A 24,607-nucleotide genomic window follows, 5' to 3' on the forward strand; every position below is an offset into this window, starting at 1 on the left:
CGGCTGGGGCCGTGCACGGCGATGAGCTGGGCGGTACGGGGCTGTGCGGATCGGCGAGGGGCGCCGACACCGTGACGTACGGCACGCGCGTGCGTGGAGCCGGGCGGCCGGGACCGAGGTCGTCCCCCGTTCGGACGCAAGTCCGGCGCCTCGCCGGGGGCGGCGGGCGAGGATGACGCCATGCAGTTCGACGACGACGCGAATCTGGACACCTCCGAGGTGCAGGACGTGCGCGGCAGCCGGATTCCCGGTGGTCGGGCGACCGTGGGCGGTGGCCTCGCGGGGCTGATCGCGCTGCTGCTCGGGCTCTTCTTCGGTGTCGGTCCCGACAACCTGGGGTTGTCGTCGGGCAGCGACTCACCGGTGGCCACCGCGTCCTCGCTGGCCCAGGTGCAGTCGACCTGCCGTACCGGGCAGGACGCGAACACCAAGGAGGACTGCCGCATCGTGGCGGTGGTCAACAGCGTGCAGGACTTCTGGGCGCAGGAGTTCCAGCGGCGCAGCGGTACCTACACGCGGTCGCCGACGGTCTTCTTCAGCGGGCAGGTCGCCACCGCGTGCGGGACGGCGACCTCGGCGGTGGGGCCGTTCTACTGCCCCGGCGACCGGAAGGTCTATCTGGACCTGGGGTTCTTCGACGAGCTGCGGACGAAGTTCGGCTCCAGTGGCGGGCCGTTCGCGCAGGCGTACGTCGTGGCGCACGAGTACGGGCACCACGTGCAGGACCTGATGGGCACGCTCGGCAGGTCGCAGGACGGACGGACCGGCGCGAACAGCAACGCGGTGAAGGTGGAACTGCAGGCCGACTGCTACGCCGGGGTCTGGGCGCACCACGCGACCACCACGAAGGACGAGTCGACCGGCCGGCCGTTGATCACCAGCCTCACGGACGCCGACATCCAGGACGGGCTGGACGCGGCGGCGGCCGTGGGCGACGACCGGATCCAGGAGCGGTTCCAGGGCCGGGTGACGCCGGAGAGCTGGACGCACGGGTCGGCGGCGCAGCGGCAGCAGTGGTTCTACACGGGCTACCGGACCGGGGACATGGCGCAGTGCAACACCTTCCGCTGACGGCCGTCGTCGGCCGCTCTTCCCGGTTCGAGGGGCGTTGTCAGTGGCAGGTGCAAGACTCGTCGAAAGCACTCAGACCATCGAAAAACACCCGATGGGCGACGAACACCCGATGCACAAGGAAGTGATCGGCATGGCATGCGAGGACAGCGGGCGTCCCAGCATCTCCCCGTCCATCTACCCGTCCCTGCTCTACGCGGACGCGAAGGCGGCGATCCGCCAGCTCACGGAGGCCTTCGGCTTCACCGAACTGGCGGTGTACGAGGGCGAGGACGGCTCCGTGATGCACGCGGAGCTGGTGCAGGGCAACGGCGCGGTGATGCTCGGCTCCAAGGGCCGCGGCGGCCGTTTCGACGAGGCGATGAAGAGCGCGGGTCCCGCCGGGGTGTACATCGTCGTGGACGACGTCGACGCCCATCACCGGCGGGCCGTGGAGCACGGCGCGGAGATCCTGATGCCCCCGACGGACCAGGACTACGGATCGCGGGACTACATGGCCCGGGACGCCGAGGGCAACATCTGGAGCTTCGGTACGTACGCTCCGGAGCTGCCGGAGAGACCGAAGACCGGGGCCTGACCGCGCCTAGCTTCCCCCCGTGTGCACCTGGAAGGCGGCCCGGCGTACGGCCTTGGCGAGGGCCGGGTCGGGGTGGGCGGCGGCGAGCGCGACGAGGACCTGCACCGTGCGGGGATGGCCTACGGCGCGCACCTCGTCGAGGAGCATCGGGACGGTCGGCTGGATCGCGGACTCCAGGTGGCGCACCAGCAGCGGGGCCTCACCGTGGTCGGCGACGGCGGCGGCGCTGTCGACCCACAGCCAGGTGGCCTCTTCGCGGGTGAGGACCTCATGGGCGTCCTCCGGGTCGATCCCGTCGTGCTCGGCGAGCCACAGCAGGGCGTACGGCCGCAGCGTGGCCTCGTCGGCGACGGCGCGGACGTCGGGCTCGGCCGGGGCGCCGACGACGCGCAGCGCCTCGAAGGCGAGACCGCGCAGCAGGGCGTCCTCGCCGCGGGCGGCGTCGATCAGCTGGCCGACCGCAGTGCCCACGGTGCGGGCCGCGAGCCAGGCGCGGTACTCGGCGCGGGCGGCGTTCGGGCGGAGCTGGGAGCAGCCGCGGAGCATGTCCTCGGCGGACTGCTCGATGTTCCCGGCGGGGCTCTGCGCGGCGACGCAGATCTGCTCCAGCTTGACCCAGACCGCCCAGCTGCCGAGCGGGGTGAGGGTGGCCTGGGCGTCGCCGTAGGTGAGGGCGCCGACGGAGGCGAGGGCGTGCAGGGCCCAGTCGAGGAGGGGATCGAGGGGGGTGTCGATGGAGGCGTCGGCGGCCGGTGGCTGCTGGACGGGTTCGGGCTGGGGGCCGTAGGGGATCTCGCAGCGCTCGGTGCGCAGTTCGGTGACCCGTTGGCCGAGGAGGTCGAGGAGCTGTTCGACGGGGACAGGCCCGGCGGAGAGCTGGAGGAAGGAGAGCACCTGGGGCATGGCCGAGACGACCTCGGCGACGGCTGAGGGCTCGTGCTCCCGGGGTTCCGGGTGGGCGAGCGACCAGGCGTCGAAGAGGGCGACCCAGCCGCGCAGTACGGCGCTGTCGTCGCGGTCCCAGGCACGCAGCCGCCAGCCGGGGCGGGCCTCGTCGCCGTGCACCTCGACGAGGCCGGCGAGGCGGGCGGTGTCCCAGTCGGCGCGGACCTGAGCCGGGGTCAGGCCCAGCTCCTCGGCCGCGAGTTCGGCGGTCGCGTCGGAGAGGGTGCCCTTGCCGTCGGGGCTCGCGCTGTCACGGCCGGGGCGTAGTGCCGCGTCGGCCCAGTGGGCGACGCGGGCGGCTCCGGCCAGGCCGGAGCGTGCCATTCTGGCCAGTTCCGCGGGGGCCGGTGTGCCCTCCGGAGGGCGGGGTGCGGGGCGGCGCGAGCGCCGCTGGTTCATCGCTCGGGGGGCGGCGGCCAGGGGTCGCGGGCGGACGAGTCGAAGCCTGGAGTCGCGCGGGATACGGGACGTCACGGGTGCAGTCTTCCGGTTGACGGTCCGAAAACCCAAACGGAATGTCACGGCGGGCGACGGGGAGGGCCAAGGCACGGGGTCCCGCGGGCAGCTGAGGACCGGGATCAGGCCAGTGGTACAGGGCTAAACGGAAGGTCGGCGGGGTGTGGTGGGGGGCGAGTCCGGGGTGGTGAAGGGAGGGCGGCCGGTATGGGCCGGGGGATCACATCAGCGGTGCGCGGGGCACGTCAGCGGTGCGTGGATCACGTCAGCGGTGCGCGGGGCGCATCGGCGGTGTGCGGATCGTATCCGCTCACATCAGCGGTGTCAGGAAGCGGCGCAGGATCTCCTCGTAGCCGGCCGGGTCGGCGTTCCACATCGCGCTGTGCGGGGCGTGGGCGACCGGCTGGAGGGTGATCAGGTCGGGGCGGTGGGCGGCGAAGCGACGGGAGAACGTCCAGGGGGCGACCGCGTCCTCGGGGCCGTGGAAGATCAGGGTCGGGACCCTGAGCCGGTTCGGGTCGGCGGCCTCGGCGATGCGGTCGCCGTGCAGACCGGTGCGGCCCTGGGCGGCGCGGACCGCCAGCGGCAGCAGTGCGCCCGGGGTGTGCCGGGCCGTGGCGAGGGCGCGCAGCGTGGTCTCCCAGTCGAGCACCGGCGAGTCCAGCACCAGGCCGGAGACGTGGTCGCGCATCGCGGAGTGGGCGGCGGCGCGCAGCGCCATGGTGGCGCCGGTCGACCAGCCGTACAGGACGACGTGCTCGGCGCCGTAGCGCACGGCATAGCGGATCGCCGCGTCCAGGTCGCGCCACTCGGTCTCGCCGAGGTGGTTCAGGCCGTCGGGGTTACGGGGTGCGCCGAGGTCACCGCGGTAGGCGAGGGCGAGCACCGGGAAGCTGTTGCGGTGCAGGAACTCCATGACGTTCAGGGGGAGTTCGCGGGTGGCGGCCAGTCCGTGGACCGCGATCACCCAGGTGCTCCGCGCTCCGGGCACGAACCACGCGGGCAGGGAGCCGAGTTCGCCGGGGATGTCGATGTCGGCGTGGTCCAGGCCGAGGGCGGCGCTCGGGTTGCCGATGTGGACGTTCGGGGTGAGCCACACCTTGTCGCCGGGGCGCAGGGTGCCGTGGGTGACGCGTTCCAGGCGGCGTACGACCGCGTCGGCGGAGGGGGCCGCCGTATCGATGACCGGGCCGACGACCGCGTGGGAGCCGTCGCCGGCGAGGCCGTAGGTGCCGGGGCGCAGCGAGGCCAGGTCCCGGGTGAGGGTGATCTGGCCGGCGGCGGTGGAGTGCACCGTGAGCCGGGGTTCACCCGGCAGCGGGCGGCCGGGCGGCGCCTTCAGCGCGGCGTCACTGGCGTACCGGCCGGCGGCGACGCCGGCCGCACCGGCCGCGAGGGCCACGGAGACGGCCGCGGCCGTCGCTTTGACTGTGCGCACGGGTCCAGTGTCCCGGCGTACCGGGCGGGCGGCCAGCCGGAGCGGGCCCGGAGTGACGGGCGGGGCGATTTCAGCGGTGAGGGTCGGGTGATGCGGGGCGGCTCGGGGGCACCGGAAGGGTTCACGGCGGCCGAGCACCGGCGCGACGGGCGGAACGCGTCAGCAACAGGGGGCGGCCCGGCGTCACCGGAACCGCTCACCGCGGCCGAGCGGCGAGCGGCGAGGGAGGCGGCGAAGGGGTCGGCACAGCAGCTCGGCGTCACCGGAAATGCTCACCACGGCCGAGCACCGACGCGACTGGCCGAACGCGTCGGCGAAGGGAGGCAGCACGGCGGTGGGAGGACCGGCGAGAGATGCCGACGACGGCAGGGGGACCGCCGGGAAAGGCGTCGACACCGGCAAGAAGCCCACCGCAGACAGCGACCGTCACACCTGTCGCCCTCATCCCCGCCACCGTCAAGCTCCGTCGCCCTCAAGCCCCCGTCAGCATCCGCCCCGATTGCCGTCACGCCCGTCGCTCTCACCAGGGTTACCGTCACACCCGTCGCTCTCACCCGGGCTGCCCTCAACCCTGCCGCCCTCAACTCCGGCCACCCTCACCCCAGCAGACCTCGCCCCCCGACCGTCACCCCCGCTTCCACCCCGCTCACCCCCTCACCCCACCCCGCACCCTCCCCCTCACCCCACCGCCCGCTCCCCCTGCCCATACCCCCGCAACCGCTCCCCCGCCTCCGCCACCTGTTCCCCCGTCAGCAACGTCGGCGACAACCCCGGCACCGACGAAGCCGTAAGCCACAGCCGGCACATCCACTCCAGCTGGGCCGTGCGGTCGAAGGCCTGGTCCAGAGACGCGCCGTAGGCGATCGTGCCGTGGTTCTGGAGGAGGCAGGCCGAGCGGTCCGCCAGGGCCCGGAGCATGTTCTCGGCCAACTCCTCCGTGCCGTAGGTCGCATACGGGGCAACCCGGACCGGGCCGCCGAGGGCGCCGGACATGTAGTGGACGGAGGGGAGTTCGGGGACGAGGGTCGAGACGGCCGTCGCGTGGACGGCGTGGGTGTGGACGACGGCGTGGGCGTCGGTGCTGCGGTAGACGGCCAGATGCATGGGAAGTTCGCTCGTCGGGAGCAGGGTGCCGAGGACCTGTCGGCCGTCGAGGTCGACGCCGACCGTGTCGGTGGGCGTCAGGCGGTCGTAGGGGACGCCTGAGGGGGTGACCAGGACGGTGTCACCGACGCGCACCGAGACGTTCCCGGAGGTGCCGACGACCAGGCCGTCGGAGACCGTCCGGCGGGCGGTCGCGACGAGCGCGCCCCAGGCGTGCGCCTCCTCGGCGCGCACACTCCTCCTCCGCGTCTCCCCCACGGTGCCCGCACTCTCCCGGGTGTCTCGCCCGCCCCGCTGGTCCCGCCGTTGCTCAGCCATGCCGTGATCCTGTCAGCCGGTGACCCAACGCACGTTCGGGCGAAGGCACTTTAGGCCGGAAGGCGCGCATCCGAAAGATGACATATGGGTGCCAACCACCCACTCCGGCCGCTTGGCCGGAGACCGACCGGCATCGACAGACCTTCCAATAACCTCTGGGAGATTTGTCGTGCACGCCGCCATTTCCGGGGGAACCATGGCCCGTGATCGCAAACCGTCCCTGACCCACGCCCGCCGCCACCTCCACCTCCATCGCCACCCCCGCGCCCGCCTCGCCGCGGCCGCCGTCGCCGCGCTCACCGTCGGCGGCACCACGCTCGCGCTCGCCGAGATCCCGGCCACCGCCGCGGACATCGCCGCGAGCCCGACGAAGGGCCACGACGTCTCCTCGCACCAGAAGAACGTCAACTGGCCGAGCGCGAAGGCGAAGGGCGCCACGTTCGTCTACGTCAAGGCGACCGAGTCGACCACCTACCGCAACCCGTACTTCGGTCAGCAGTACGACGGCGCCCGCAAGTCCGGCATCATCCGCGGCGCGTACCACTTCGCCCTGCCGGACAAGTCGTCGGGCGCGAGCCAGGCCGCGTACTTCGTGGCGCACGGCGGCGACTGGAAGGCGGACGGCTGGACGCTGCCGCCCGCGCTGGACATCGAATACAACCCGTACGACAAGAAGCACGGCTGCTACGGCCTGAGCAAGGCCAAGATGGTCGGCTGGATCAAGGCCTTCAGCGCCGAGGTGAACCGGGAGACCGGCCGCCGCCCGGTGATCTACACGACCACCCTGTGGTGGAAGACCTGCACGGGCGACAACAGCTCCCTGGCCTCGACACACGCGCTGTGGATCGCCCGGCACGCGTCGGCGGACGCGGGCTCGCTGCCCGCCGGATGGTCGTACTGGACCTTCTGGCAGTACGACAACAGCGGGAGCCTGCCGGGTGACCAGAATCTCTTCAACGGGACGGTGAGCCAGCTGCGGAAGTTCGCCCGCGGTTACTAGGCAATCCGGCCACCGCAGAGACCCTCTCAGTTCATCTTCCGTTCACCCAGGTTTCCTACGGTCAACGCACCAATGACTTCGAACGATTGCCTGGGTAAATGGAAAACTTCTCGCTGATCCTCGCGATTGTGGTAATCACCGCACTCGCGTTCGATTTTACGAACGGTTTCCACGACACCGCCAACGCGATGGCCACCACCATCTCGACCGGCGCACTCAAGCCCAAGGTCGCGGTGGCCATGTCGGCCACCCTCAACCTGGTGGGCGCTTTTCTCTCCGTGGAGGTCGCCAACACGATCTCCAAGGGTCTGGTCGATGAGAGCGGCATCCGTCCCGAGGTCATTTTCGCCGCCCTCGTCGGCGCGATCCTCTGGAACCTGGTGACCTGGCTCGTCGGCCTGCCCTCCAGTTCCTCGCACGCCCTGATGGGCGGTCTGATCGGCGCCACCATCGCCTCGGCCGGTACCGGCGCGGTCCACGGCGACGTCCTCGTCACCAAGGTCCTGCTCCCGGCGATCGCCGCCCCGATCGTCGCCGGCCTCGCGGCGATGCTCGCCACCCGCTTCTCGTACGCCCTGAGCCGCAACGCCGAGGGCAAGGCCGCCGACAAGGGTTTCCGCGTCGGCCAGATCGCCTCCGCCGGGCTGGTCTCGCTGGCCCACGGCACGAACGACGCGCAGAAGACGATGGGCATCATCACCCTCGCCCTGATCGCCGGCGGCTCCATCGCCCCTGACTCCGACCCGCCCACCTGGGTCATCCTCTCCGCGGGCCTGGCCATCGCGATGGGCACGTACATCGGCGGCTGGCGCATCATCCGCACGATGGGCAAGGGCCTGACCGACCTCCGGCCGCAACAGGGCTTCGCCGCCCAGACCAGCGCCGCCGCGGTCATCCTGGCCTCCTCGCACATCGGCTTCTCGCTCTCCACCACGCACGCCGTCTCCGGCTCGGTGATGGGCGCGGGCCTCGGCCGCAAGGGCGGGGTCGTCCGCTGGTCGACCGCCACCCGGATGTTCGTCGCCTGGGGCCTGACGCTGCCGGCCGCCGCGCTGGTCGGCGCGCTCGCCGAGTCCGTGACCGACCTCGGCGACTGGGGCACCGCGCTGGTGGCCGTCTTCCTGGTCGCGTCCAGCGCCGGCATCTGGCTGCTCTCCCGCCGCCAGGTCGTCGACGCCTCGAACGTCAACGAGATCGACGAACCGGCCGGCGTGATCACCACCGCGATCGCCGCCGTGACCCCGCCGCCCCCGTCGGTCGCCCTCTCCGAAGGCCTCACGGCGACGATCCTCTCGCCGCCCGTGAACCCGGCCCCGGTCGTGAAGTCCGACCCGGCGACACCGCCGGCCGCCGCCGTCTGAGCCCGCGCCCCGGACACGAAGGAACGAATCAGCATGCACATCGACTGGGCAGCCCTCGGCTCCGTCTTCGGCGTCAGCCTCGGCGCCACCGTCGCCCTGGTGGCCGTCTTCACCCTCGGCATCGTCGGCCTCTCCCGCCGCGAACGCGCCACCGCCCAGGGCGACTCCGCGCCCCTCGCCCTGACCGGCGCGTACGCCTGCTTCGCGGCCTGCGCGGCGGCGGTGGCGTACGGGATCTATCTCATCGTGGCCTGACCGGCCGCCAGTTGGACCCACCGTGGGGTGCGGGACGGATCACCGTCCCGCACCCCACGTCCGTGTGACCCCTCAGCCCATGTGAACGGCCCCTCGCATGTGGGCATCAGCACACTCCGTCCCCGCAGGTCAACAGCAAGTTGACGGCCCTTCCAACAGCATGGTGGACTGCCGGAGCCATGTACGGCGGCAGGAGAGGAAGCCGGTGCGAATCCGGCGCGGTCCCGCCACTGTCACCGGGGTAGACACCCCCGGGAGCCAGGAACTCTCACCGCCGGTCTCGTCGAACCAGGGCGTGGACACCCTGAGTGAGGACATATCGCCATGCTCGGCTGCCGTTCGAGGTCCCGTACCAGCGCAGTGCCCGCCCCAGCGATCGGCTGAGCCGATGCGTGCCGATCGCGTCTACGCGTACGGCGCCGCCGCCGGCCTCCTCGGCGACCACCTGCTCGGCGATCCCCGCCGCGGGCATCCGGTCGCCGCCTTCGGCCGTGCCGCCGGTGCCGTGGAACAGGTGCTGTGGCGCGACCACCGAGGCTGGGGCGCCCTGCACACCGCCGTGTGCGTGGGTGGCACCATCACCCTCGCCGCCGCGGCCGCTTCGGCCCTACGGCCTTCCCGTACGGCCTCTGCCGCCCTCACCGCCGCCGCCACCTGGGCCGTCCTCGGCGGGACCTCCCTCGCGCGCGAGGCCGGGGTCATCGGGCGCGCGCTGGAGGCCGGTGACATCGACGGTGCGCGGTCCCGGCTCCCCCACCTCTGCGGGCGGGACCCGCAGTCCCTCGACGCCGACGGGATCGCCCGGGCCGTCGTCGAGTCCGTCGCCGAGAACACCTCCGACGCGATAGTCGGCGCCCTGGTCTGGGGCGGCGTCGCGGGCGTCCCGGGCCTGCTCGGCTTCCGGGCGGTGAACACGCTGGACGCGATGGTCGGCCACAAGTCGGCCAAGTACCGCCGCTACGGCTGGGCTTCGGCCCGCCTCGACGACGTCGCCGGCTGGCCGGGCGCCCGCCTCACCGCCGCCCTCGCGACCGTAGCGGGCGGCGACCCGCGCGGAGCGGTACGCGCCTGGCGCACCGACGCCCGCAAACACCCGAGCCCCAACGCCGGCCCCGTGGAGGCCTCCTTCGCTGGCGCCCTAGGCGTACGCCTCGGCGGGACGCTCTCCTACGGCGGCCGGGTCGAGCACCGGCCCGTGCTCAACGGCGACGGACGCGCCGTCGCGGTATCGGACATCGCGCGTGCCGTACGGCTGTCCCGGCGCGTCGGTCTGCTCGCGCTCGGGGTCAGTGTCGCCGGGCGGCTCCTCGTGAAGGGACGCAAGTCATGAGCGGCGGCGGGCTGTTGGTGGCCGGCACCACCTCGGACGCCGGGAAGAGTGTCGTCACCGCCGGGATCTGCCGGTGGCTGGTGCGGCAGGGTGTGAAGGTCGCGCCGTTCAAGGCGCAGAACATGTCCCTGAACTCGTTCGTGACGCGCGAGGGGGCGGAGATCGGGCGGGCGCAGGCCATGCAGGCGCAGGCGTGCCGGATCGAGCCGACCGCACTGATGAACCCCGTGCTGCTGAAGCCGGGCAGCGACCGCACCAGCCAAGTGGTCCTCATGGGCAAGCCAGTTGGCGAGATGAGTGCGCGCGGCTATCACGGCGGGCGCCAAGAGGCGCTGCTCGGCACGGTGTTGGACTGTCTCGCCGAGTTGCGGGGCACGTATGACGCGGTGATCTGTGAGGGGGCCGGTTCGCCCGCGGAGATCAATCTGCGGCGGACCGACATCGTGAACATGGGCATCGCACGCAATGCCCGACTGCCCGTGCTCGTGGTCGGCGACATCGACCGCGGGGGCGTCTTCGCCTCCTTCTTCGGGACCGTCGCGCTGCTCAGCCCCGAGGACCAGGCGTTCGTCGCCGGGTTCCTCGTCAACAAATTCCGGGGCGATGTGTCGTTGCTGGAACCGGGGTTGGAGATGCTGCTCGGCCTCACCGGGCGGCGGACGTACGGCGTGCTGCCGTTCCGGCACGGGCTCGGGATCGACGAGGAGGACGGGCTGCGGATCTCGCTGCGCGGCACCGTGCGGGAGTCGAACACCGCGCCGCCGGTCGGCGAGGACGTGCTGCGTGTCGCCGTCTGCGCGATCCCCCTCATGTCCAACTTCACCGACGTGGACGCGCTGGCCGCCGAACCGGGCGTCGTGGTGCGGTTCGTGGACCGGCCGGAGGAGCTGTCCGACGCCGATCTCGTCGTCATCCCCGGGACCCGGGGGACGGTGAAGGCGCTGGAGTGGCTGCGGGAGCGGGGACTTGCGGACGCCCTCGTGCGCAGGGCAGCCGAACAACGGCCAACTCTCGGTATCTGCGGCGGCTTTCAGATCCTCGGCGAACACATCGAGGACGAGGTCGAGAGCCGACAGGGGGCGGTGGAGGGACTTGGGGTGCTGCCGCTGCGTGTGCGGTTCTCTCGCGAGAAGACCCTCACTCGGCCCGTCGGCGAAGCCCTCGGCGAACCGGTCGAGGGGTACGAGATCCATCATGGGGTGGCCCAACTCACCGGCGGGGAACCCTTCTTGGACGGCTGCCGGGTCGGTCAGACCTGGGGTACCCACTGGCACGGCTCGCTGGAGTCGGACGGGTTCCGGCGGGCGTTTCTGCGCGAGGTGGCGACCGCCGCGGGCCGCCGGTTCGTACCGGCGCCCGACACCTCGTTCGCCGCGCTGCGCGAGGAGCAGCTCGACCGGCTCGGCGACCTCATCGAACAGCACGCGGACACGGACGCGCTCTGGCGACTCATCGAGTCCGGCGCGCCGCAAGGACTGCCTTTCATTCCACCGGGAGCGCCCGCATGAGCACAGTGTTGTTGTTGTCGACCGCCGACACGGATCTGCTGGCGGCCCGGGCCTCCGGCGCCGCGTACCGGATCGGCAACCCGAACCGAGTAGACGTGGCAGCCGAGTTGCCCGCACTCGTCGCGGGCGCGGACATCGCCGTCGTACGACTGCTCGGCGGCAAGCGCGCCTGGGAGGACGGGCTCGCCGCGCTGAAGGCGTCCGGGATTCCGACCGTGCTGCTCGGCGGAGAGACCGTCCCCGACGCCGAGTTGATGGCCGAGTCGTCGGTACCGGCCGGGGTCGTGGCCGAGGCGCTCAGGTATCTCGTCGAGGGCGGTCCGGAGAACCTCGCCGAACTCGCCCGGTTCCTCTCGGACACCGTGCTGCTCACAGGCGAGGGCTTCGAAGAGCCGCAGAAGATGGCCGAGTTCGGCGTCCACGGCGAGCGTGCCTCCGTCGAGGGCCGGCCGACGGTCGGTGTCCTCTTCTACCGGGCGCATCACCTCAGCGGCAACACCGCCTTCGTGGACACCCTCTGCGACCAGATCGAGGCGAAGGGCGCCAACGCCCTTGCCGTGTACTGCGGTTCACTGCGCGGCGCCGACTCCGGGCTGTACGAGATCCTCGGCACGGCGGATGCGCTGATCGCCACCGTCCTCGCCTCGGGCGGTACGCATGCCTCTCAGGCCTCGGCCGGTGGTGACGAGGAGGCATGGGACATCGGGGCGCTCGCCGACCTCAACGTGCCTGTGCTGCAAGGACTTTGCCTTACGTCGTCCAGGGCAACCTGGGACGAATCCTCCGCCGCGCTCTCCCCCATGGACGCGGCGATGCAGGTCGCGATCCCCGAGTTCGACGGGCGGCTGATCACGGTCCCGTTCTCCTTCAAGGAGCAGGGTCCGGACGACGTCCCGGTCTACGTCGCCGACCCCGAGCGGGCCGCGCGGGTCGCCGGAATCGCCGTACGGCACGCGAAGTTGAAGGACAAGCCGAACGCCGAGAAGAAGCTCGCGATCGTCTTCACCGCCTATCCGACGAAGCATTCGCGGGTCGGCAACGCGGTCGGTCTGGACACGCCCGCCTCGGCGATCCGGGTGCTGGACGCGTTGCGGGACGCCGGGTACGGGGTCGACGAACACCCGGACAACGGGGACGAGTTGATCCACCGGCTCATCAACGCCGGTGGCCACGACGTGGAGTGGCTGACGGAGGAGCAGTTGGCCGCCGCACCCGCGCGCGTGCCGCTCGCCGACTACCAGGCATGGTTCGACAAGCTCGAACCGGACCTCAGGCAGGGCATGTTGGACGCGTGGGGTGAGCCGCCCGGCAACCTCTACGTCGACGGCGACGACATCGTGCTCGCCTCACTCCAGTTCGGGAACGTCGTCGTGATGATCCAGCCGCCGCGCGGCTTCGGGGAGAACCCGATCGCGATCTACCACGACCCCGACATGCCGCCCTCGCACCACTACATGGCCGCGTACCGCTGGCTGGACAACAGCTTCGGCGCCGACGCGATCATCCACATGGGCAAGCACGGCACCATGGAATGGCTGCCCGGCAAGGGACTTGGGCTCAGCAGCGGCTGCGCGCCGGACGCCGTACTGGGTGAACTCCCCCTGATCTACCCGTTCATCGTCAACGACCCCGGCGAGGGGACGCAGGCCAAGCGGCGCGGGCACGCCACGGTCGTCGACCACCTGGTGCCGCCGATGGCGCGTGCCGACACCTACGGCGATCTGGCGAAGCTGGAGCAACTCCTCGACGAGTACGCCCTGGTGTCCGACCTGGACCCGACGAAGGCGCCGGCCGTGCGCGCGCAGATCTGGACGCTGGTGAAGGCGGCCGAGCTGCACCACGACCTGCATGTGGACGACCAGCCGGACGACGCGGCGTTCGACGAGTTCGTGATGCACATCGATGGCTATCTGTGCGAGATCAAGGACGTGCAGATCCGCGACGGGCTGCACATCCTCGGCGGCGGTCCGGTCGGCGAGGCGCGCGTGAACCTCGTGCTCGCGGTGCTGCGCGCCTCGCAGGTGTGGGGCGGTAAGGCGAACGCGCTGCCGGGTCTGCGGGCCGCGCTGGCGCTCCACTTCGGCCTGGTCGAGAAGGAGTTGCTGGCCGAGCCGGGTGCGCCGGTGAAGGTGCCGGTGGAGCTGACCGAGCTGGTCGACGGGCCCGCCCGTTCCGCCGCCGACGCGATCGATCTGCTGGAGCAGCTGTGCCGCCGGTTCGCCGAGGGCATGGAGTCCCAGGAGTGGGAGGTCACGGCGGTCCCCGCGCTCGTCCGCACCGTCATCGGCACCGAACTCCCGGACGCCGTGGCCGTGTTGGAGTTCGCCTGCGTCGAGGTCGTGCCCCGGCTCGCCCGCACGACCGACGAGATCGACCACATCCTGCTCGCGCTCAACGGCGGTTACGTCCCGGCGGGTCCGTCGGGCTCCCCGACCCGTGGACTGGTCAACGTCCTGCCGACCGGCCGGAACTTCTACTCCGTCGACCCCAAGGCCATTCCGTCCAGGCTGAGTTGGGAGGTCGGGCAAGCGCTGGCCGACTCGCTCGTGCAGCGGTACCTCCAGGACAACGGCGAGTTCCCCCAGTCCGTCGGCCTCACGGTCTGGGGTACGTCGGCGATGCGCACCCAGGGTGACGACATCGCCGAGATCCTCGCGCTGCTGGGCTGCCGTCCGGTCTGGGACGACGCCTCGCGCCGGGTCACCGGCTTCGAGATCGTGCCCGTCACGGAGTTGGGCCGGCCGCGCATCGACGTCACGGTGCGGATCTCCGGCTTCTTCCGGGACGCGTTCCCGCACGTCGTCGGATTGATCGACGACGCGGTGCGGGCGGTGGCCGAGCTGGCGGAGCCGCCCGAGTCCAACTACGTCCGCAAGCACGCCGACGAGGACACCGCCGAGCACGGCGACCGGCGCCGGGCCACGGCCCGTATCTTCGGCTCCAAGCCGGGCGCTTACGGCGCCGGGTTGCTGCCGCTGATCGACGCGCGCAACTGGCGCAGCGACGCGGACCTCGCCGAGGTGTACGCGGTGTGGGGCGGTTACGCCTACGGGCGCGGGCTCGACGGGCGTGCGGCGCGCGGGGACATGGAGACGGCGTTCAAGCGCATTGCCGTAGCGGCCAAGAATGTTGACACCCGCGAGCACGATCTCGTCGACGCGGACGACTACTTCCAGTACCACGGCGGCATGGTCGCCATGGTCCGCCACCTGACGGGCACCAGCCCCGAGGCGTACGTGGGTGACTCGGCGACACCGGACCAGGTGAAGACGCGCACGCTGGGCGAGGAGACGCACCGCGTCTTCCGCGCCCGGGTCGTCAACCCCCGCTGGATGGCGGCGATGCGACGCCACGGCTACAAGGGCGCCTTCGAGATGGCGGCGACCGTCGACTACCTCTTCGGCTACGACGCGACGGCCGGAGTCGTCGACGACTGGATGTACGAGAAGCTCAGCGCCGAGTACGTCTTCGACCCGGAGAACCGGGACTTCATGAAGAAGTCCAATCCGTGGGCGCTGCGCGGCATCACCGAGCGGCTGCTCGAAGCGGCCGAGCGCGGCCTGTGGGCCGAGCCGGACGCGGACACGCTGGAACGACTGCGGGCCACCTACCTGGAGCTCGAAGGCGACCTGGAGGGCGACGACAAGTGACAACTCCCTTTCCGTTCACGGCCGTTGTCGGCCAGGACGATCTACGGCTCGCGCTGCTGCTGAACGCCGTGTCGCCGGCGGTCGGCGGTGTGCTGGTGCGCGGCGAGAAGGGCACCGCCAAGTCCACGGCCGTGCGCGCCCTTTCGGCGCTGCTGCCTGAGGTCGCCGTCGTGCCCGGCTGCCGCTTCTCCTGCGATCCCGCCGCGCCCGACCCGGCCTGCCCGGACGGGCCGCACGAGACCGGGCCCGGCACCCAACGCCCGGCCCGCATGGTCGAGTTGCCGGTCGGCGCCTCCGAGGACCGGCTCGTCGGCGCCCTCGACATCGAGCGGGCGCTCGCCGAGGGCGTCAAGGCCTTCGAGCCGGGCCTGCTGGCCGACGCGCACCGGGGCATCCTGTACGTCGACGAGGTCAACCTCCTCCACGACCACCTGGTCGACCTGCTGTTGGACGCGGCGGCGATGGGCGCGTCGTACGTCGAACGCGAAGGCGTCTCCGTCCGGCACGCCGCCCGCTTCCTGCTCGTCGGCACCATGAACCCCGAAGAGGGCGAACTGCGACCGCAGTTGCTCGACCGGTTCGGGCTGACCGTGGAGGTCGCGGCCTCGCGGGAACCCGACCAGCGGGTGGAGGTCGTACGGCGCAGGCTCGCCTACGACGACGAACCCGCCGCCTTCACCGCGCGCTGGGCGGACGAGGAGTCCTCCGTACGGGCGCGGATCATCGCCGCGCGTGCGCTGTTGCCGTCCGTGCGGCTGGGCGACGGGGCGCTGCGGCAGATCGCGGCGACCTGTGCCGCCTTCGAGGTGGACGGTATGCGGGCCGACATCGTGATGGCCCGTACGGCGACCGCGCTGGCCGCGTGGGCCGGGCGGACCGATGTACTCGCCGAGGACGTACGGCAGGCCGCGTTGCTCGCGCTGCCGCACCGGCGGCGGCGAAATCCCTTTGACGCGCCGGGACTTGACGAGAACAAGCTCGACGACACGTTGGAGGAGTTCGCGGAGCAGGAACAGGAACAGGAACCGACGCAGGGGCCCGAGGACGACGATCCGGGGCCGGATGGCCCTGACGGTCCGGGTGGCGGCGGTGGGCAGTCGCCCGAGGACGACCCGGACGCTCCCCAGGGCGGTGACACGGCCGCGCAGCCCGAGGCCGGCGAAGGCGGGGAACCGCAGCCTTCGGGTACGGGCTCGGGTGAGCAGCAGCCCGTACGGGCCTCCGAGCCCTTCCGCACCAAGGTGTTGAGCGTGCCGGGTCTCGGTCAGGGTGCCGCCGGGCGACGGTCGCGGGCGCGGACCGAGCACGGGCGGACCACCGGGGCCCGGCGGCCCCAAGGGGCGCTCACCAAGCTGCACTTGGCGGCGACCGTGCAGGCTGCGGCACCGCATCAGCTGGCGCGCGGGCGGGCCGGGCGTGGGCTGGTCGTACGGCGTGACGATCTGCGCCAGGCGACACGGGAAGGGCGTGAGGGCAACCTCGTGCTGTTCGTCGTGGATGCCTCCGGGTCGATGGCGGCGCGGCAGCGGATGAGTGCGGTGAAGGGGGCTGTGCTGTCGTTGCTGCTCGACGCGTATCAACGGCGGGACAAGGTGGGGCTGGTGACCTTCCGGGGGTCGGCCGCCGATGTTGCCCTGCCGCCGACTTCCTCCGTGGACGCCGCCGCCGTACGGCTGGAGTCGTTGCCGACCGGGGGGCGTACGCCGCTTGCCGCCGGGCTGCTCAAGGCGCATGACGTGCTGCGGGTGGAGCGGTTGCGGGATCCGGCTCGGCGGGCGTTGGTGGTCGTGGTGACCGATGGGCGGGCCACCGGTGGGCCCGAGCCGGTCGCGCTGGCCGGGCGGGCGGCGCGGTTGTTCGCCGCCGACGGGGTCGCTTCCGTGGTCGTGGACTGCGAGTCGGGGCCCGTACGGCTGGGGCTGGCCGGGCAGTTGGCCGGTGAACTGGAGGGTACGGCGGTGACGCTGGACGAGTTGCGGGCGGACTCGATCGCCGGGCTCGTGAAGGACGTACAGAGGAGGGCCGCGTAATGCCGCAGGGGCAGCCGAGTGTCGTACCGGACGACGGGCTGACGACCCGTCAGCGTCGTAATCGGCCACTTGTCGTTGTGCATACGGGAGTTGGGAAAGGCAAGTCGACTGCCGCTTTCGGGCTCGCCTTGCGTGCCTGGAATCAGGGGTGGCCGATCGGGGTGTTCCAGTTCGTCAAGTCCGCGAAGTGGAAGGTCGGGGAGGAGAACGCTCTTCGGGTGCTGGGGGCTTCCGGTGAGGGCGGGTCCGTCGACTGGCACAAGATGGGTGAGGGGTGGTCGTGGGTTCAGCGCGACTCCCAGATGGACAACGAGGAGAAGGCGCGCGAGGGCTGGGAACAGGTCAAGCGGGATCTTGCCGCCGAGACCTACAAGTTGTACGTGCTGGACGAGTTCGCCTATCCGATGCACTGGGGGTGGGTCGATGTCGATGAGGTCGTCTCCGTGCTGCGGGATCGGCCCGGGAACCAGCACGTTGTGATCACGGGGCGGAACGCGCCCGAGAAGCTCGTCGAGTACGCCGACCTCGTCACCGACATGTCCAAGGTCAAGCACCCTATGGACGCCGGGCAGAAGGGTCAGCGGGGTATCGAGTGGTGAAGCTGTCGTGAGCTCCTCGTCCTCCTCGTCCGCCTTGGTCTCCGTCCCTCGGTTGGTTGTTGCCGCGCCGTCTTCCGGTAGTGGCAAGACCACCGTTGCTACGGGGTTGATGGCCGCGTTCGCCTCGCGGGGGCTTGCCGTGTCTCCGCACAAGGTCGGGCCCGACTACATCGATCCCGGGTATCACGCGCTTGCCACCGGGCGGGTGGGGCGGAACCTCGACGCGTATCTGTGTGGGCCGGAGTTGGTCGGGCCGCTGTTCGCACACGGTGCTCGCGGGTGTGATCTCGCTGTGGTCGAGGGTGTGATGGGGATGTACGACGGGGCTGCGGGGGAAGGGGAGTTGGCGTCCACGGCGCATGTGGCGAAGTTGCTGCGGGCGCCTGTCGTGCTGGTCGTCGACGCGTCTTCGCAGTCTCGGTCCGTTGCGGCGCTGGTGCATGGGTTTGCTTCCTGGGATCCGGAAGTGCGGGTCGGGGGCGTGATCCTGAACAAGGTGGCGTCCGATCGGCATGAGGCTTTGCTGCGGGAGGCGTTGGACTCGGCGGGTGTGCCGGTGCTGGGGGTGTTGCGGCGGGCTCCTCAGGTGGATACGCCTTCTCGGCATCTGGGGTTGGTGCCGGTTGCTGAGCGGCAGGCGGCTGCGGTGGAGGCCGTTGCGGCTATGGGGGCGCAGGTGGACGCCGGGTGTGATCTTGAGGGGTTGCTGGCGCTGGCGCGTAGTGCTGGTGCGTTGGGTTGTGCGGCTTGGGATGCGGGTGAGGCCTTGGCTTCTTCGCCCCCGCCGCCCCTACCCGTCCCGTCCCTGGGGGCTGCGCCCCCACACCCCCGCTTCGGCCCTGAAGGGGCCTCGTCCTCAAACGCCGGACGGGCTGATTTTGCCCGACCCAGTTCGAAAGTGAAGGTTGCCGTCGCCGGCGGCCCCGCCTTCACCTTCTCCTACGCCGAGCACGCCGAGCTCCTCACCGCCGCCGGTGCCGAAGTCGTCGTATTCGACCCCCTCCGCGATGAGCAACTCCCGGACGGGACACGAGGGTTGGTGATCGGGGGCGGGTTCCCCGAGGTGTATGCCGCCGAGTTGTCCGCCAACGAACCCTTGCGCAAAGCCGTCTCCGCCCTCGCAGAGACCGGCGCTCCCGTCGCCGCCGAATGTGCCGGACTCCTCTACCTGTGCCGGGAGTTGGACGGGATGCCGATGTGCGGGGTGCTCGACGCCTCCGGGCGGATGAGCGAGCGGCTGACTCTGGGGTATCGGGATGCCGTCGCGTTGAGCGACAGTGTGCTGGCCGTGGCCGGGACGCGGATGCGGGGGCACGAGTTTCATCGGACCGTCGTCGAGCCCGGCTCGGGGGCGGCTCCCGCCTGGGGGGTTCGTGCCCCTGAGCGGCGGGTCGAAGGTTTCGTACAACAGGGTGTGCACGCGAGTTATCTGCACACGCACTGGGCGGCCGAGCCCGGTGTGGCCCGTCGGTTCGTGGAGAGGTGCCGGACGTCATGAGCAGCAGCAGGTTGATCGGAGTCGGGGTGGGTCCCGGCGATCCGGAGCTGGTGACCGTCAAGGGCGTCAACGCTCTGCGGGCCGCCGATGTCGTGGTGGTGCCGGTCATGGACAGTGGGGAGCGCGGGCGGGCCGAGGCCACCGTTCTGCATTACGTGCCTGAAGCGAAGGTGCTGCGGGTTGTGTTCGCGCTGAATGAGCGGACCGATCGGGCTCGGCGTGAGGCCGCCTGGGATGCCGCGGGGGCGAAAGTGGCCGAGTTGCTCGGCGCGCATCGCGTCGTCGCGTTCGCCACCATCGGGGACCCCAACGTCTACTCCACCTTCACCTATCTCGCCCTGACCATCGGGGAGTTGGTGCCGGGGACCGTCGTCGAGACCGTGCCCGGGATCACCGCCATGCAGGATCTCGCCGCGCGGTCCGGGGCCGTACTCACCGAAGGGACCGAGCCGCTCACGCTCGTGCCGGTGACCGCGGGGGCCGCCGTGCTCAAGGACGCGCTCGCCGGGCCGGGGACGGTCGTGGCGTACAAGTTCGGGCGGCAGGCCGGTGAGGTCGCCGAGGCGCTCAGGGAGACCGGGCGGATCGGGGACGCGGTGTGGGGGTCGGCGCTCGGGCTGCCCGAGGAGTCGATCCGGCCCGCCGCCGAACTCGACGGGCAGCCGCTGCCGTACCTCTCCACGCTCATCGCGCCCGCACGGCGTGAGGGCGGGCGGGGCGGGAAACTATGACCTCCGCCCCCGGAAGATCAGCCGGCCAGGCCCACCACCAGCCAGATGAACGCCGCTCCCGCGACCGTGCACAGCAGCGTCGCGGGTGCGGGGTGTTCGTGGTGGGCCTCGGGGAGGATCTCGGCGGCGGCGAGGTAGAGGAGCACGCCTCCGAAGAAGCCGAGATAGCCGCCGAGCAGGGCCTCCGGGATGGTGAGGAAGGCCGTCGAGGCGGCGCCCACCACCGGGGCCGCCGCGTCCGCGAACAGCATCGCGATCGCCTTGCGGCGGGCGTTGCCGTACAGGCTCGTGATCGTGTACGTGTTGAAGCCGTCCGCGAAGTCATGGGCGACGACCGCGAGCGCGACCGCCGTGCCCATGCCGCCGCCCACCTGGAACGCGGCGCCGATCGCGACCCCGTCCATGAAGCTGTGGCCGACCATCGCGGCCGCCGCCGTGAGGCCCACCTCGGGTGCTCTGCCGTTGTTCTCCTCGGCTCCGTGCGAGGCCTGGCGAGCCGCGAGCAGGCGTTCGACCAGATGGGCCACGAGGAAGCCGGCCACGAAGAGCAACAGGGCGGCCGGTACGCCGAAGACCTCGCGGCCCGCCGCGCGCAGCGCCTCCGGCAGCAGGTCGAGGCCGACCACGCCCAGCATCAGGCCGCCGGCCAGGCCCAGCACGAGATGACGGCGGTCGGTCACCCGCTGTGCCGTCCAGCCGCCGGCCAGCGTCATCAGGAACGCGCCGAGCGCGACGAAGACCGCCATAGTCCCCTTGCTATCCGATCAACCCCTGTTCGCGCACATCCTGCCCCACTCCACCCCCACTCGTATTGACGTTCCCCACGTCTCTCACGTTCCGTATGTTCCGCGTGTTCCGCATGTTGTGTTTGAGAGGATCCGACCCCATGGCCGATGCCGCTGCCGACGCCGATACCCCCGTCGGCAAGGTGACCTTCGTCGGTGCCGGCCCCGGCGCCGCCGACCTGCTGACGTTCCGTGCCGCGCGTGCCATCGCCGAGGCCGACGTGGTGATCTGGGCGGCCAGCCTGGTGCAGGCCGAGGTCCTCCAGCACGCGCGCGAGGGCGCCGAGATCCTGGACTCGGCGACCATGTCCCTGGAGGACGTCGTCGCCGTCTACGAGCGGGCCGGGAGTGAGGGGTTGCGGGTCGCCCGCATTCACTCCGGCGATCCTGCCCTCTGGGGCGGTACTCAGGAGCAGGTCGACCGGTGCGCCGCGATCGGCATCGCGACCGAGATCGTCCCGGGCGTCTCGGCGTTCTCCGCCGTCGCCGCCCTCGCGCAGCGCGAGCTGACGATCCCCGAGGTCGCGCAGTCCGTCGTCCTCACCCGGCTCGGCGGGGGCAAGACGCCGATGCCGCCCGGGGAGGAGGTGCGGGAGTTCGCGCGCCACGGCACGACCATGGCGATCTTCCTGTCGGCCGCCCGCAGCGGGCAGTTGGTGCGGGAGCTGCTGGAGGGCGGCTATCCGACGGAGACGCCCGTCGTCGTCGCCTACCAGGCGACCTGGCCGGAGGAACTGATCGTGAAGTGCACGATCGCCACGCTGGAGGAGACGGTCAAGGAGCACAAGCTCTGGAAGCACACCCTCTTCCTGGTCGGCCCGGCCCTCGACGCCCACGGCACCCGCTCGCACCTCTACCACCCGGGCCACTTCCACGGCTTCCGCAAGGCCGACCCGGAGGCCCGCAGGGCCCTGCGCTCGCGGGGTGCGAGCACGTGATCACGGTCGTGGGCATGGGGACGGGTACGGGGGCGGCGGTCGCGGAGGACGTGCTCGCCGGTGCCCGGCTCGTCGTCGGCGGGCACCGGCATCTCGCCGCCGTGGCGGTCCCGGAGGACGCCGAACAGGTCGTCCTCGGTCCGCTGGCGCCCGCGCTCGACACCATCGAGGCCTACGTCGGGAAGGGCGAGCCCGTCGTCGTGCTGGCCTCGGGGGACCCCGGGTTCTTCGGGATCGTACGGGCGCTGGCGGAACGGTTCACCAGCGATGCCCTCGACGTCCGCCCCGGCGTCTCCTCCGTCGCCACCGCCTTCGCCCGCGCGGGGCTGACCTGGGACGACGCGGTCGTCGTCAGCGCGCACGGACGGGATCTGCGTACGGCGGTCAACGCGTGCCGTGCGCATCCCAAGGTCGCGGTGCTGACCGGGCCGGGGGCCGGACCCGCCGAGCTGGGGGCCGCGCTCACCCACCGGACCGGCGGGCGGGTCCTCGTCGTCGCGTCCGCACTCGGTTCCGGGGAGGAGCAGGTGGAGCGGGTCACGCCCGCCGAGGCCGCCGCCCGGGACTGGGGTACGGCGGTGAGCGTGGTGCTGTGTCTGGACGAGTCGCGAGCGCTGGGTGCCGTGCGGACGGTCGCCGGGGCTGCCGTCGGGCCCGCCCAATGGGCGCTGGACGAGCGGGAGTTCACGCACCGGGACTCGATGATCACCAAGTTCGAGGTACGGGCGCTGGCGCTGGCCCGGCTCGGGCCGCGGCTCGGCGAACTGGTCTGGGACGTCGGCTCGGGCTCCGGGTCCGTGGCCGTCGAGTGCGCGCGGCTCGGCGCCGCCGTCACCGCCGTCGAGAAGACCCTGGACGGTGTCGAGCGGATCCGCGCCAACGCCGAGGCGCACGGCGTGGACGTGCACACCGTGCACGGGGCGGCGCCGACCGTGCTGTCCGACCTCGACGACCCCGACGCCGTGTTCGTCGGCGGGGGCGGGCGCGAACTGCCCGCCATCGTCACCGCGTCCGCGCGGCGGGCCCGGCGGACCGTGGTCGTCGCGATGGCCGCCCTGGACCGGGTACCGGCCGTTCGGGAGGCTCTCTCGGCGGCAGGTCTCGAGGTCGACGGGGTGCTGCTGCAGTCGTCCCGGCTGGCGCCGCTGCCGGGCGACGTGACCCGGCTCGCGGCCACCAATCCTGTTTTTCTGTTGTGGGGCGTCAGGACACCCGAGTCCCGAACCCCGGTGTATCGAGAAGGAGTTGCTTCGTGATCGGCCTCATTTCCGCCACCGCGGCGGGCGCGGGTGCGCGGGACCGGCTGGCCGCCGCGTGGCCTGACCGTACGCGTGTGTACGACGGTCCCGTGGGGGACGCCGTCCGGTCCGCGTTCGCGGAGTGCGAGCAGCTCGTGTGCTTCCTCGCCACGGGTGCCGTCGTACGGCTGATCGCCCCGCTGCTGGGCGACAAGCTCACCGACCCGGGGGTCGTGTGCGTCGACGAGGGCGGACGGTTCGCCGTGTCGCTGGTCGGCGGGCACGGCGGCGGGGCCAATGAACTCGCCGTGGAGGTGGGTGAGTTGCTCGCCGCGCAGCCGGTGGTTACGACGGCCACGGACGCGGTCGGTGTGCCCGGTCTCGACACGCTCGGGTTCCCCGTGGAGGGCGATGTCGCCGGGGTCTCGCGGGCCCTGCTCGACGGCGAACCAGTCACCCTGGACGCCGAGTTGGCGTGGCCGCTGCCGCCGCTGCGAGTCTCGAACAGCGGCTCCTACGTCATCCGCGTCACCGATCGGGCCGTCGCACCCGGCGAGCGGGAGGTCGTGCTGCGGCCGCCGTCCCTCGTCGTCGGGGTCGGCGCGTCCAAGGGCGCACCCGTGAACGAGGTGCTCGGACTGGTCTACGACGCGCTGCGCGAGGCGGGACTGTCCGTCGGCAACATCGCCGAACTCGCCACCGTGGACGCCAAGGCGGAGGAGCCCGGCATCGTCCAGGCGGCTCAGCGCCTGCGGGTGCCGCTGGTGACCTACTCCGCCGAGGAGTTGGCCGCCGTGGAGGTACCCAATCCGTCCGACGCTCCCCTGGCGGCCCTGGGCACGCCGTCCGTGGCGGAGGCCGCCGCGCTCGTCGGCGGGGGCGAACTCCTCGTCCCCAAGCGGAAGTCGGAGCACGCCGACGGGCAACCGGCCATGGCGACCTGTGCTGTTGTACGACGGGTCGCGCGCGGGCGGCTCGCGGTGGTCGGGCTCGGGCCCGGCGCCCGGGATCTGCTCACCCCGCGCGCCAAGGCCGAACTCCGGCGCGCCGCCGTGCTCGTGGGGCTCGACCAGTACGTCGACCAGATCCGCGATCTGCTGCGGCCCGGGACGCTGGTCCTGGAGTCGGGGCTCGGTGCCGAGGAGGAACGGGCCCGTACCGCCGTGGCCGAGGCGCGCAAGGGGCAGGCGGTCGCGCTGATCGGCAGCGGGGACGCCGGGGTGTACGCGATGGCCTCGCCCGCGCTCGCGGAGGCGTCGGACGACATCGACGTGGTCGGAGTCCCGGGCGTGACCGCCGCGTTGGCCGCCTCGGCGATCCTCGGGGCGCCGCTCGGCCACGACCATGTCTCCATCAGCCTCTCCGATCTGCACACGCCGTGGGAGGTCATCGAGCGGCGGGTGCGGGCGGCGGCCGAGGCGGACATCGTGGTGACGTTCTACAACCCCCGTAGCCGGGGCCGGGATTGGCAGCTCCCGAAGGCCCTCGCGATCCTCGCCGAGCACCGGGAGCCGTCGACGCCGGTCGGTGTCGTACGGAACGCCTCGCGGCCCGACGAGTCCAGTCGGCTGACGACATTGGCCGCGCTGGATCCGGCGTGGGTCGACATGATGACGGTGGTGACCGTGGGCAACACGGCCACCCGGGACATCGCGGGGCGCATGGTGACGCCGCGTGGGTACCGCTGGCAGGCGTCGCAGGCAGGTCAGGCAGCGCAGGCAGCGCAGGCAGCGCAGGCAGCGCAGGCAGCGCAGGAGGTGGCGAAGTGAGTTCTG

Annotated in this window: 19 protein-coding genes and 1 riboswitch; of the genes, 15 read left to right on the forward strand and 4 right to left on the reverse strand. The window is 71.7% G+C overall.

Annotated features, from left to right (window positions below; genetic code table 11):
* The first annotated feature begins 180 nt into the window (after window positions 1–180).
* Entirely contained in the window at window positions 181–1,071 is an 891-nt protein-coding gene (locus tag OG588_RS11015) for a neutral zinc metallopeptidase (protein WP_405947117.1), read from the forward strand.
* A gap of 112 nt (window positions 1,072–1,183) precedes the next feature.
* The gene (locus OG588_RS11020; RefSeq protein ID WP_405953089.1) at window positions 1,184–1,648 is read left to right on the forward strand and encodes a VOC family protein; all 465 of its coding nucleotides are present in this window, start codon (window positions 1,184–1,186) and stop codon (window positions 1,646–1,648) included.
* Between the two features lie 6 nt (window positions 1,649–1,654).
* On the opposite strand, the gene OG588_RS11025 is transcribed toward OG588_RS11020, so the two are convergent.
* The 3 genes from OG588_RS11025 to OG588_RS11035 all read right to left on the reverse strand — a co-directional run bounded on the left by OG588_RS11025 (window position 1,655) and on the right by OG588_RS11035 (window position 5,909).
* Complete coding sequence (locus OG588_RS11025; protein WP_266875468.1) at window positions 1,655–3,067, reverse strand: hypothetical protein; 1,413 nt, start codon at window positions 3,065–3,067, stop codon at window positions 1,655–1,657.
* Between the two features lie 292 nt (window positions 3,068–3,359).
* On the reverse strand, window positions 3,360–4,487 hold the full coding sequence (locus OG588_RS11030) for an alpha/beta hydrolase family protein (RefSeq protein WP_405947118.1): 1,128 nt from the start codon (window positions 4,485–4,487) through the stop codon (window positions 3,360–3,362).
* A 678-nt stretch (window positions 4,488–5,165) separates the two neighbouring features.
* Window positions 5,166–5,909, reverse strand: coding sequence for a class II aldolase/adducin family protein (locus OG588_RS11035; RefSeq protein WP_405947119.1), 744 nt, complete (start codon window positions 5,907–5,909; stop codon window positions 5,166–5,168).
* A 196-nt stretch (window positions 5,910–6,105) separates the two neighbouring features.
* On the opposite strand from OG588_RS11035, the gene OG588_RS11040 reads away from it, so the two are divergent.
* The 10 genes from OG588_RS11040 (at window position 6,106) to cobI (ending at window position 19,871) form a co-directional block, all read left to right on the forward strand.
* Window positions 6,106–6,909, forward strand: a complete 804-nt coding sequence (locus tag OG588_RS11040) for a lysozyme (protein WP_405947120.1) — start codon at window positions 6,106–6,108, stop codon at window positions 6,907–6,909.
* A gap of 98 nt (window positions 6,910–7,007) precedes the next feature.
* Window positions 7,008–8,270, forward strand: coding sequence for an inorganic phosphate transporter (locus tag OG588_RS11045; protein WP_019060644.1), 1,263 nt, complete (start codon window positions 7,008–7,010; stop codon window positions 8,268–8,270).
* Between the two features lie 33 nt (window positions 8,271–8,303).
* On the forward strand, window positions 8,304–8,525 hold the full coding sequence (locus tag OG588_RS11050; protein WP_266875484.1) for a hypothetical protein: 222 nt from the start codon (window positions 8,304–8,306) through the stop codon (window positions 8,523–8,525).
* 146 nt (window positions 8,526–8,671) lie between these two features.
* Window positions 8,672–8,814: riboswitch (cobalamin riboswitch) on the forward strand.
* 99 nt (window positions 8,815–8,913) lie between these two features.
* A complete protein-coding gene (locus OG588_RS11055) occupies window positions 8,914–9,855 on the forward strand; it encodes a cobalamin biosynthesis protein (RefSeq protein WP_405947121.1) in 942 nt (313 codons plus the stop codon).
* On the forward strand, window positions 9,852–11,363 hold the full coding sequence (locus tag OG588_RS11060; protein WP_405947122.1) for a cobyric acid synthase: 1,512 nt from the start codon (window positions 9,852–9,854) through the stop codon (window positions 11,361–11,363). The genes OG588_RS11055 and OG588_RS11060 overlap by 4 nt, the downstream gene beginning before the upstream one ends.
* Window positions 11,360–15,013 carry a cobaltochelatase subunit CobN gene (cobN, locus tag OG588_RS11065; RefSeq protein WP_405947123.1) on the forward strand — a complete coding sequence of 1,218 codons (3,654 nt, stop codon included), beginning with the start codon at window positions 11,360–11,362 and terminating at the stop codon, window positions 15,011–15,013. The genes OG588_RS11060 and cobN overlap by 4 nt, the downstream gene beginning before the upstream one ends.
* Window positions 15,010–17,043, forward strand: coding sequence for a putative cobaltochelatase (locus tag OG588_RS11070; RefSeq protein ID WP_405947124.1), 2,034 nt, complete (start codon window positions 15,010–15,012; stop codon window positions 17,041–17,043). The genes cobN and OG588_RS11070 overlap by 4 nt, the downstream gene beginning before the upstream one ends.
* A complete protein-coding gene (gene cobO, locus OG588_RS11075; RefSeq protein ID WP_026150966.1) occupies window positions 17,043–17,642 on the forward strand; it encodes a cob(I)yrinic acid a,c-diamide adenosyltransferase in 600 nt (199 codons plus the stop codon). Before OG588_RS11070 ends, cobO begins: the two co-directional genes overlap by 1 nt.
* Before the next feature lie 7 nt (window positions 17,643–17,649).
* The gene (locus OG588_RS11080) at window positions 17,650–19,140 is read left to right on the forward strand and encodes a cobyrinate a,c-diamide synthase (protein WP_405947125.1); all 1,491 of its coding nucleotides are present in this window, start codon (window positions 17,650–17,652) and stop codon (window positions 19,138–19,140) included.
* Entirely contained in the window at window positions 19,125–19,871 is a 747-nt protein-coding gene (gene cobI, locus OG588_RS11085) for a precorrin-2 C(20)-methyltransferase (RefSeq protein WP_405947126.1), read from the forward strand. Before OG588_RS11080 ends, cobI begins: the two co-directional genes overlap by 16 nt.
* Window positions 19,872–19,888: 17 nt before the next feature.
* Here cobI and OG588_RS11090 read toward each other — a convergent pair whose 3' ends face one another.
* The gene (locus OG588_RS11090) at window positions 19,889–20,617 is read right to left on the reverse strand and encodes a ZIP family metal transporter (protein ID WP_366091711.1); all 729 of its coding nucleotides are present in this window, start codon (window positions 20,615–20,617) and stop codon (window positions 19,889–19,891) included.
* 140 nt (window positions 20,618–20,757) lie between these two features.
* Between OG588_RS11090 and cobM the strand changes: the two genes are divergently transcribed.
* From cobM to cobJ, 3 genes are read left to right on the forward strand one after another with little or no spacing between them, the layout of a single operon-like run.
* Window positions 20,758–21,594, forward strand: coding sequence for a precorrin-4 C(11)-methyltransferase (cobM, locus tag OG588_RS11095; protein WP_405947127.1), 837 nt, complete (start codon window positions 20,758–20,760; stop codon window positions 21,592–21,594).
* Complete coding sequence (gene cbiE / locus OG588_RS11100; protein ID WP_405947128.1) at window positions 21,591–22,850, forward strand: precorrin-6y C5,15-methyltransferase (decarboxylating) subunit CbiE; 1,260 nt, start codon at window positions 21,591–21,593, stop codon at window positions 22,848–22,850. Before cobM ends, cbiE begins: the two co-directional genes overlap by 4 nt.
* Window positions 22,847–24,601 (forward strand): precorrin-3B C(17)-methyltransferase, encoded by a 1,755-nt coding sequence (gene cobJ, locus OG588_RS11105; protein ID WP_405947129.1) that lies wholly within the window; start codon window positions 22,847–22,849, stop codon window positions 24,599–24,601. The genes cbiE and cobJ overlap by 4 nt, the downstream gene beginning before the upstream one ends.
* Window positions 24,602–24,607 lie beyond the last annotated feature (6 nt).

The sequence above is a fragment of the Streptomyces prunicolor genome (assembly GCF_045162825.1).
Taxonomy (GTDB): Bacteria; Actinomycetota; Actinomycetes; order Streptomycetales; family Streptomycetaceae; genus Streptomyces; species Streptomyces prunicolor.

Excerpts from the sequence above, each read along its gene's own strand:
- OG588_RS11015 (WP_405947117.1), top strand. The coding sequence starts at position 181 with ATGCAGTTCGACGACGACGCGAATCTGGACACCTCCGAGGTGCAGGAC.
- OG588_RS11020 (WP_405953089.1), top strand. The coding sequence starts at position 1,184 with ATGCACAAGGAAGTGATCGGCATGGCATGCGAGGACAGCGGGCGTCCC.
- OG588_RS11035 (WP_405947119.1), bottom strand. The coding sequence starts at position 5,909 with ATGGCTGAGCAACGGCGGGACCAGCGGGGCGGGCGAGACACCCGGGAG.
- OG588_RS11040 (WP_405947120.1), top strand. The coding sequence starts at position 6,106 with ATGGCCCGTGATCGCAAACCGTCCCTGACCCACGCCCGCCGCCACCTC.
- OG588_RS11045 (WP_019060644.1), top strand. The coding sequence starts at position 7,008 with ATGGAAAACTTCTCGCTGATCCTCGCGATTGTGGTAATCACCGCACTC.
- OG588_RS11050 (WP_266875484.1), top strand. The coding sequence starts at position 8,304 with ATGCACATCGACTGGGCAGCCCTCGGCTCCGTCTTCGGCGTCAGCCTC.
- OG588_RS11055 (WP_405947121.1), top strand. The coding sequence starts at position 8,914 with ATGCGTGCCGATCGCGTCTACGCGTACGGCGCCGCCGCCGGCCTCCTC.
- OG588_RS11060 (WP_405947122.1), top strand. The coding sequence starts at position 9,852 with ATGAGCGGCGGCGGGCTGTTGGTGGCCGGCACCACCTCGGACGCCGGG.
- cobN (WP_405947123.1), top strand. The coding sequence starts at position 11,360 with ATGAGCACAGTGTTGTTGTTGTCGACCGCCGACACGGATCTGCTGGCG.
- cobO (WP_026150966.1), top strand. The coding sequence starts at position 17,043 with ATGCCGCAGGGGCAGCCGAGTGTCGTACCGGACGACGGGCTGACGACC.
- OG588_RS11090 (WP_366091711.1), bottom strand. The coding sequence starts at position 20,617 with ATGGCGGTCTTCGTCGCGCTCGGCGCGTTCCTGATGACGCTGGCCGGC.
- cobM (WP_405947127.1), top strand. The coding sequence starts at position 20,758 with ATGGCCGATGCCGCTGCCGACGCCGATACCCCCGTCGGCAAGGTGACC.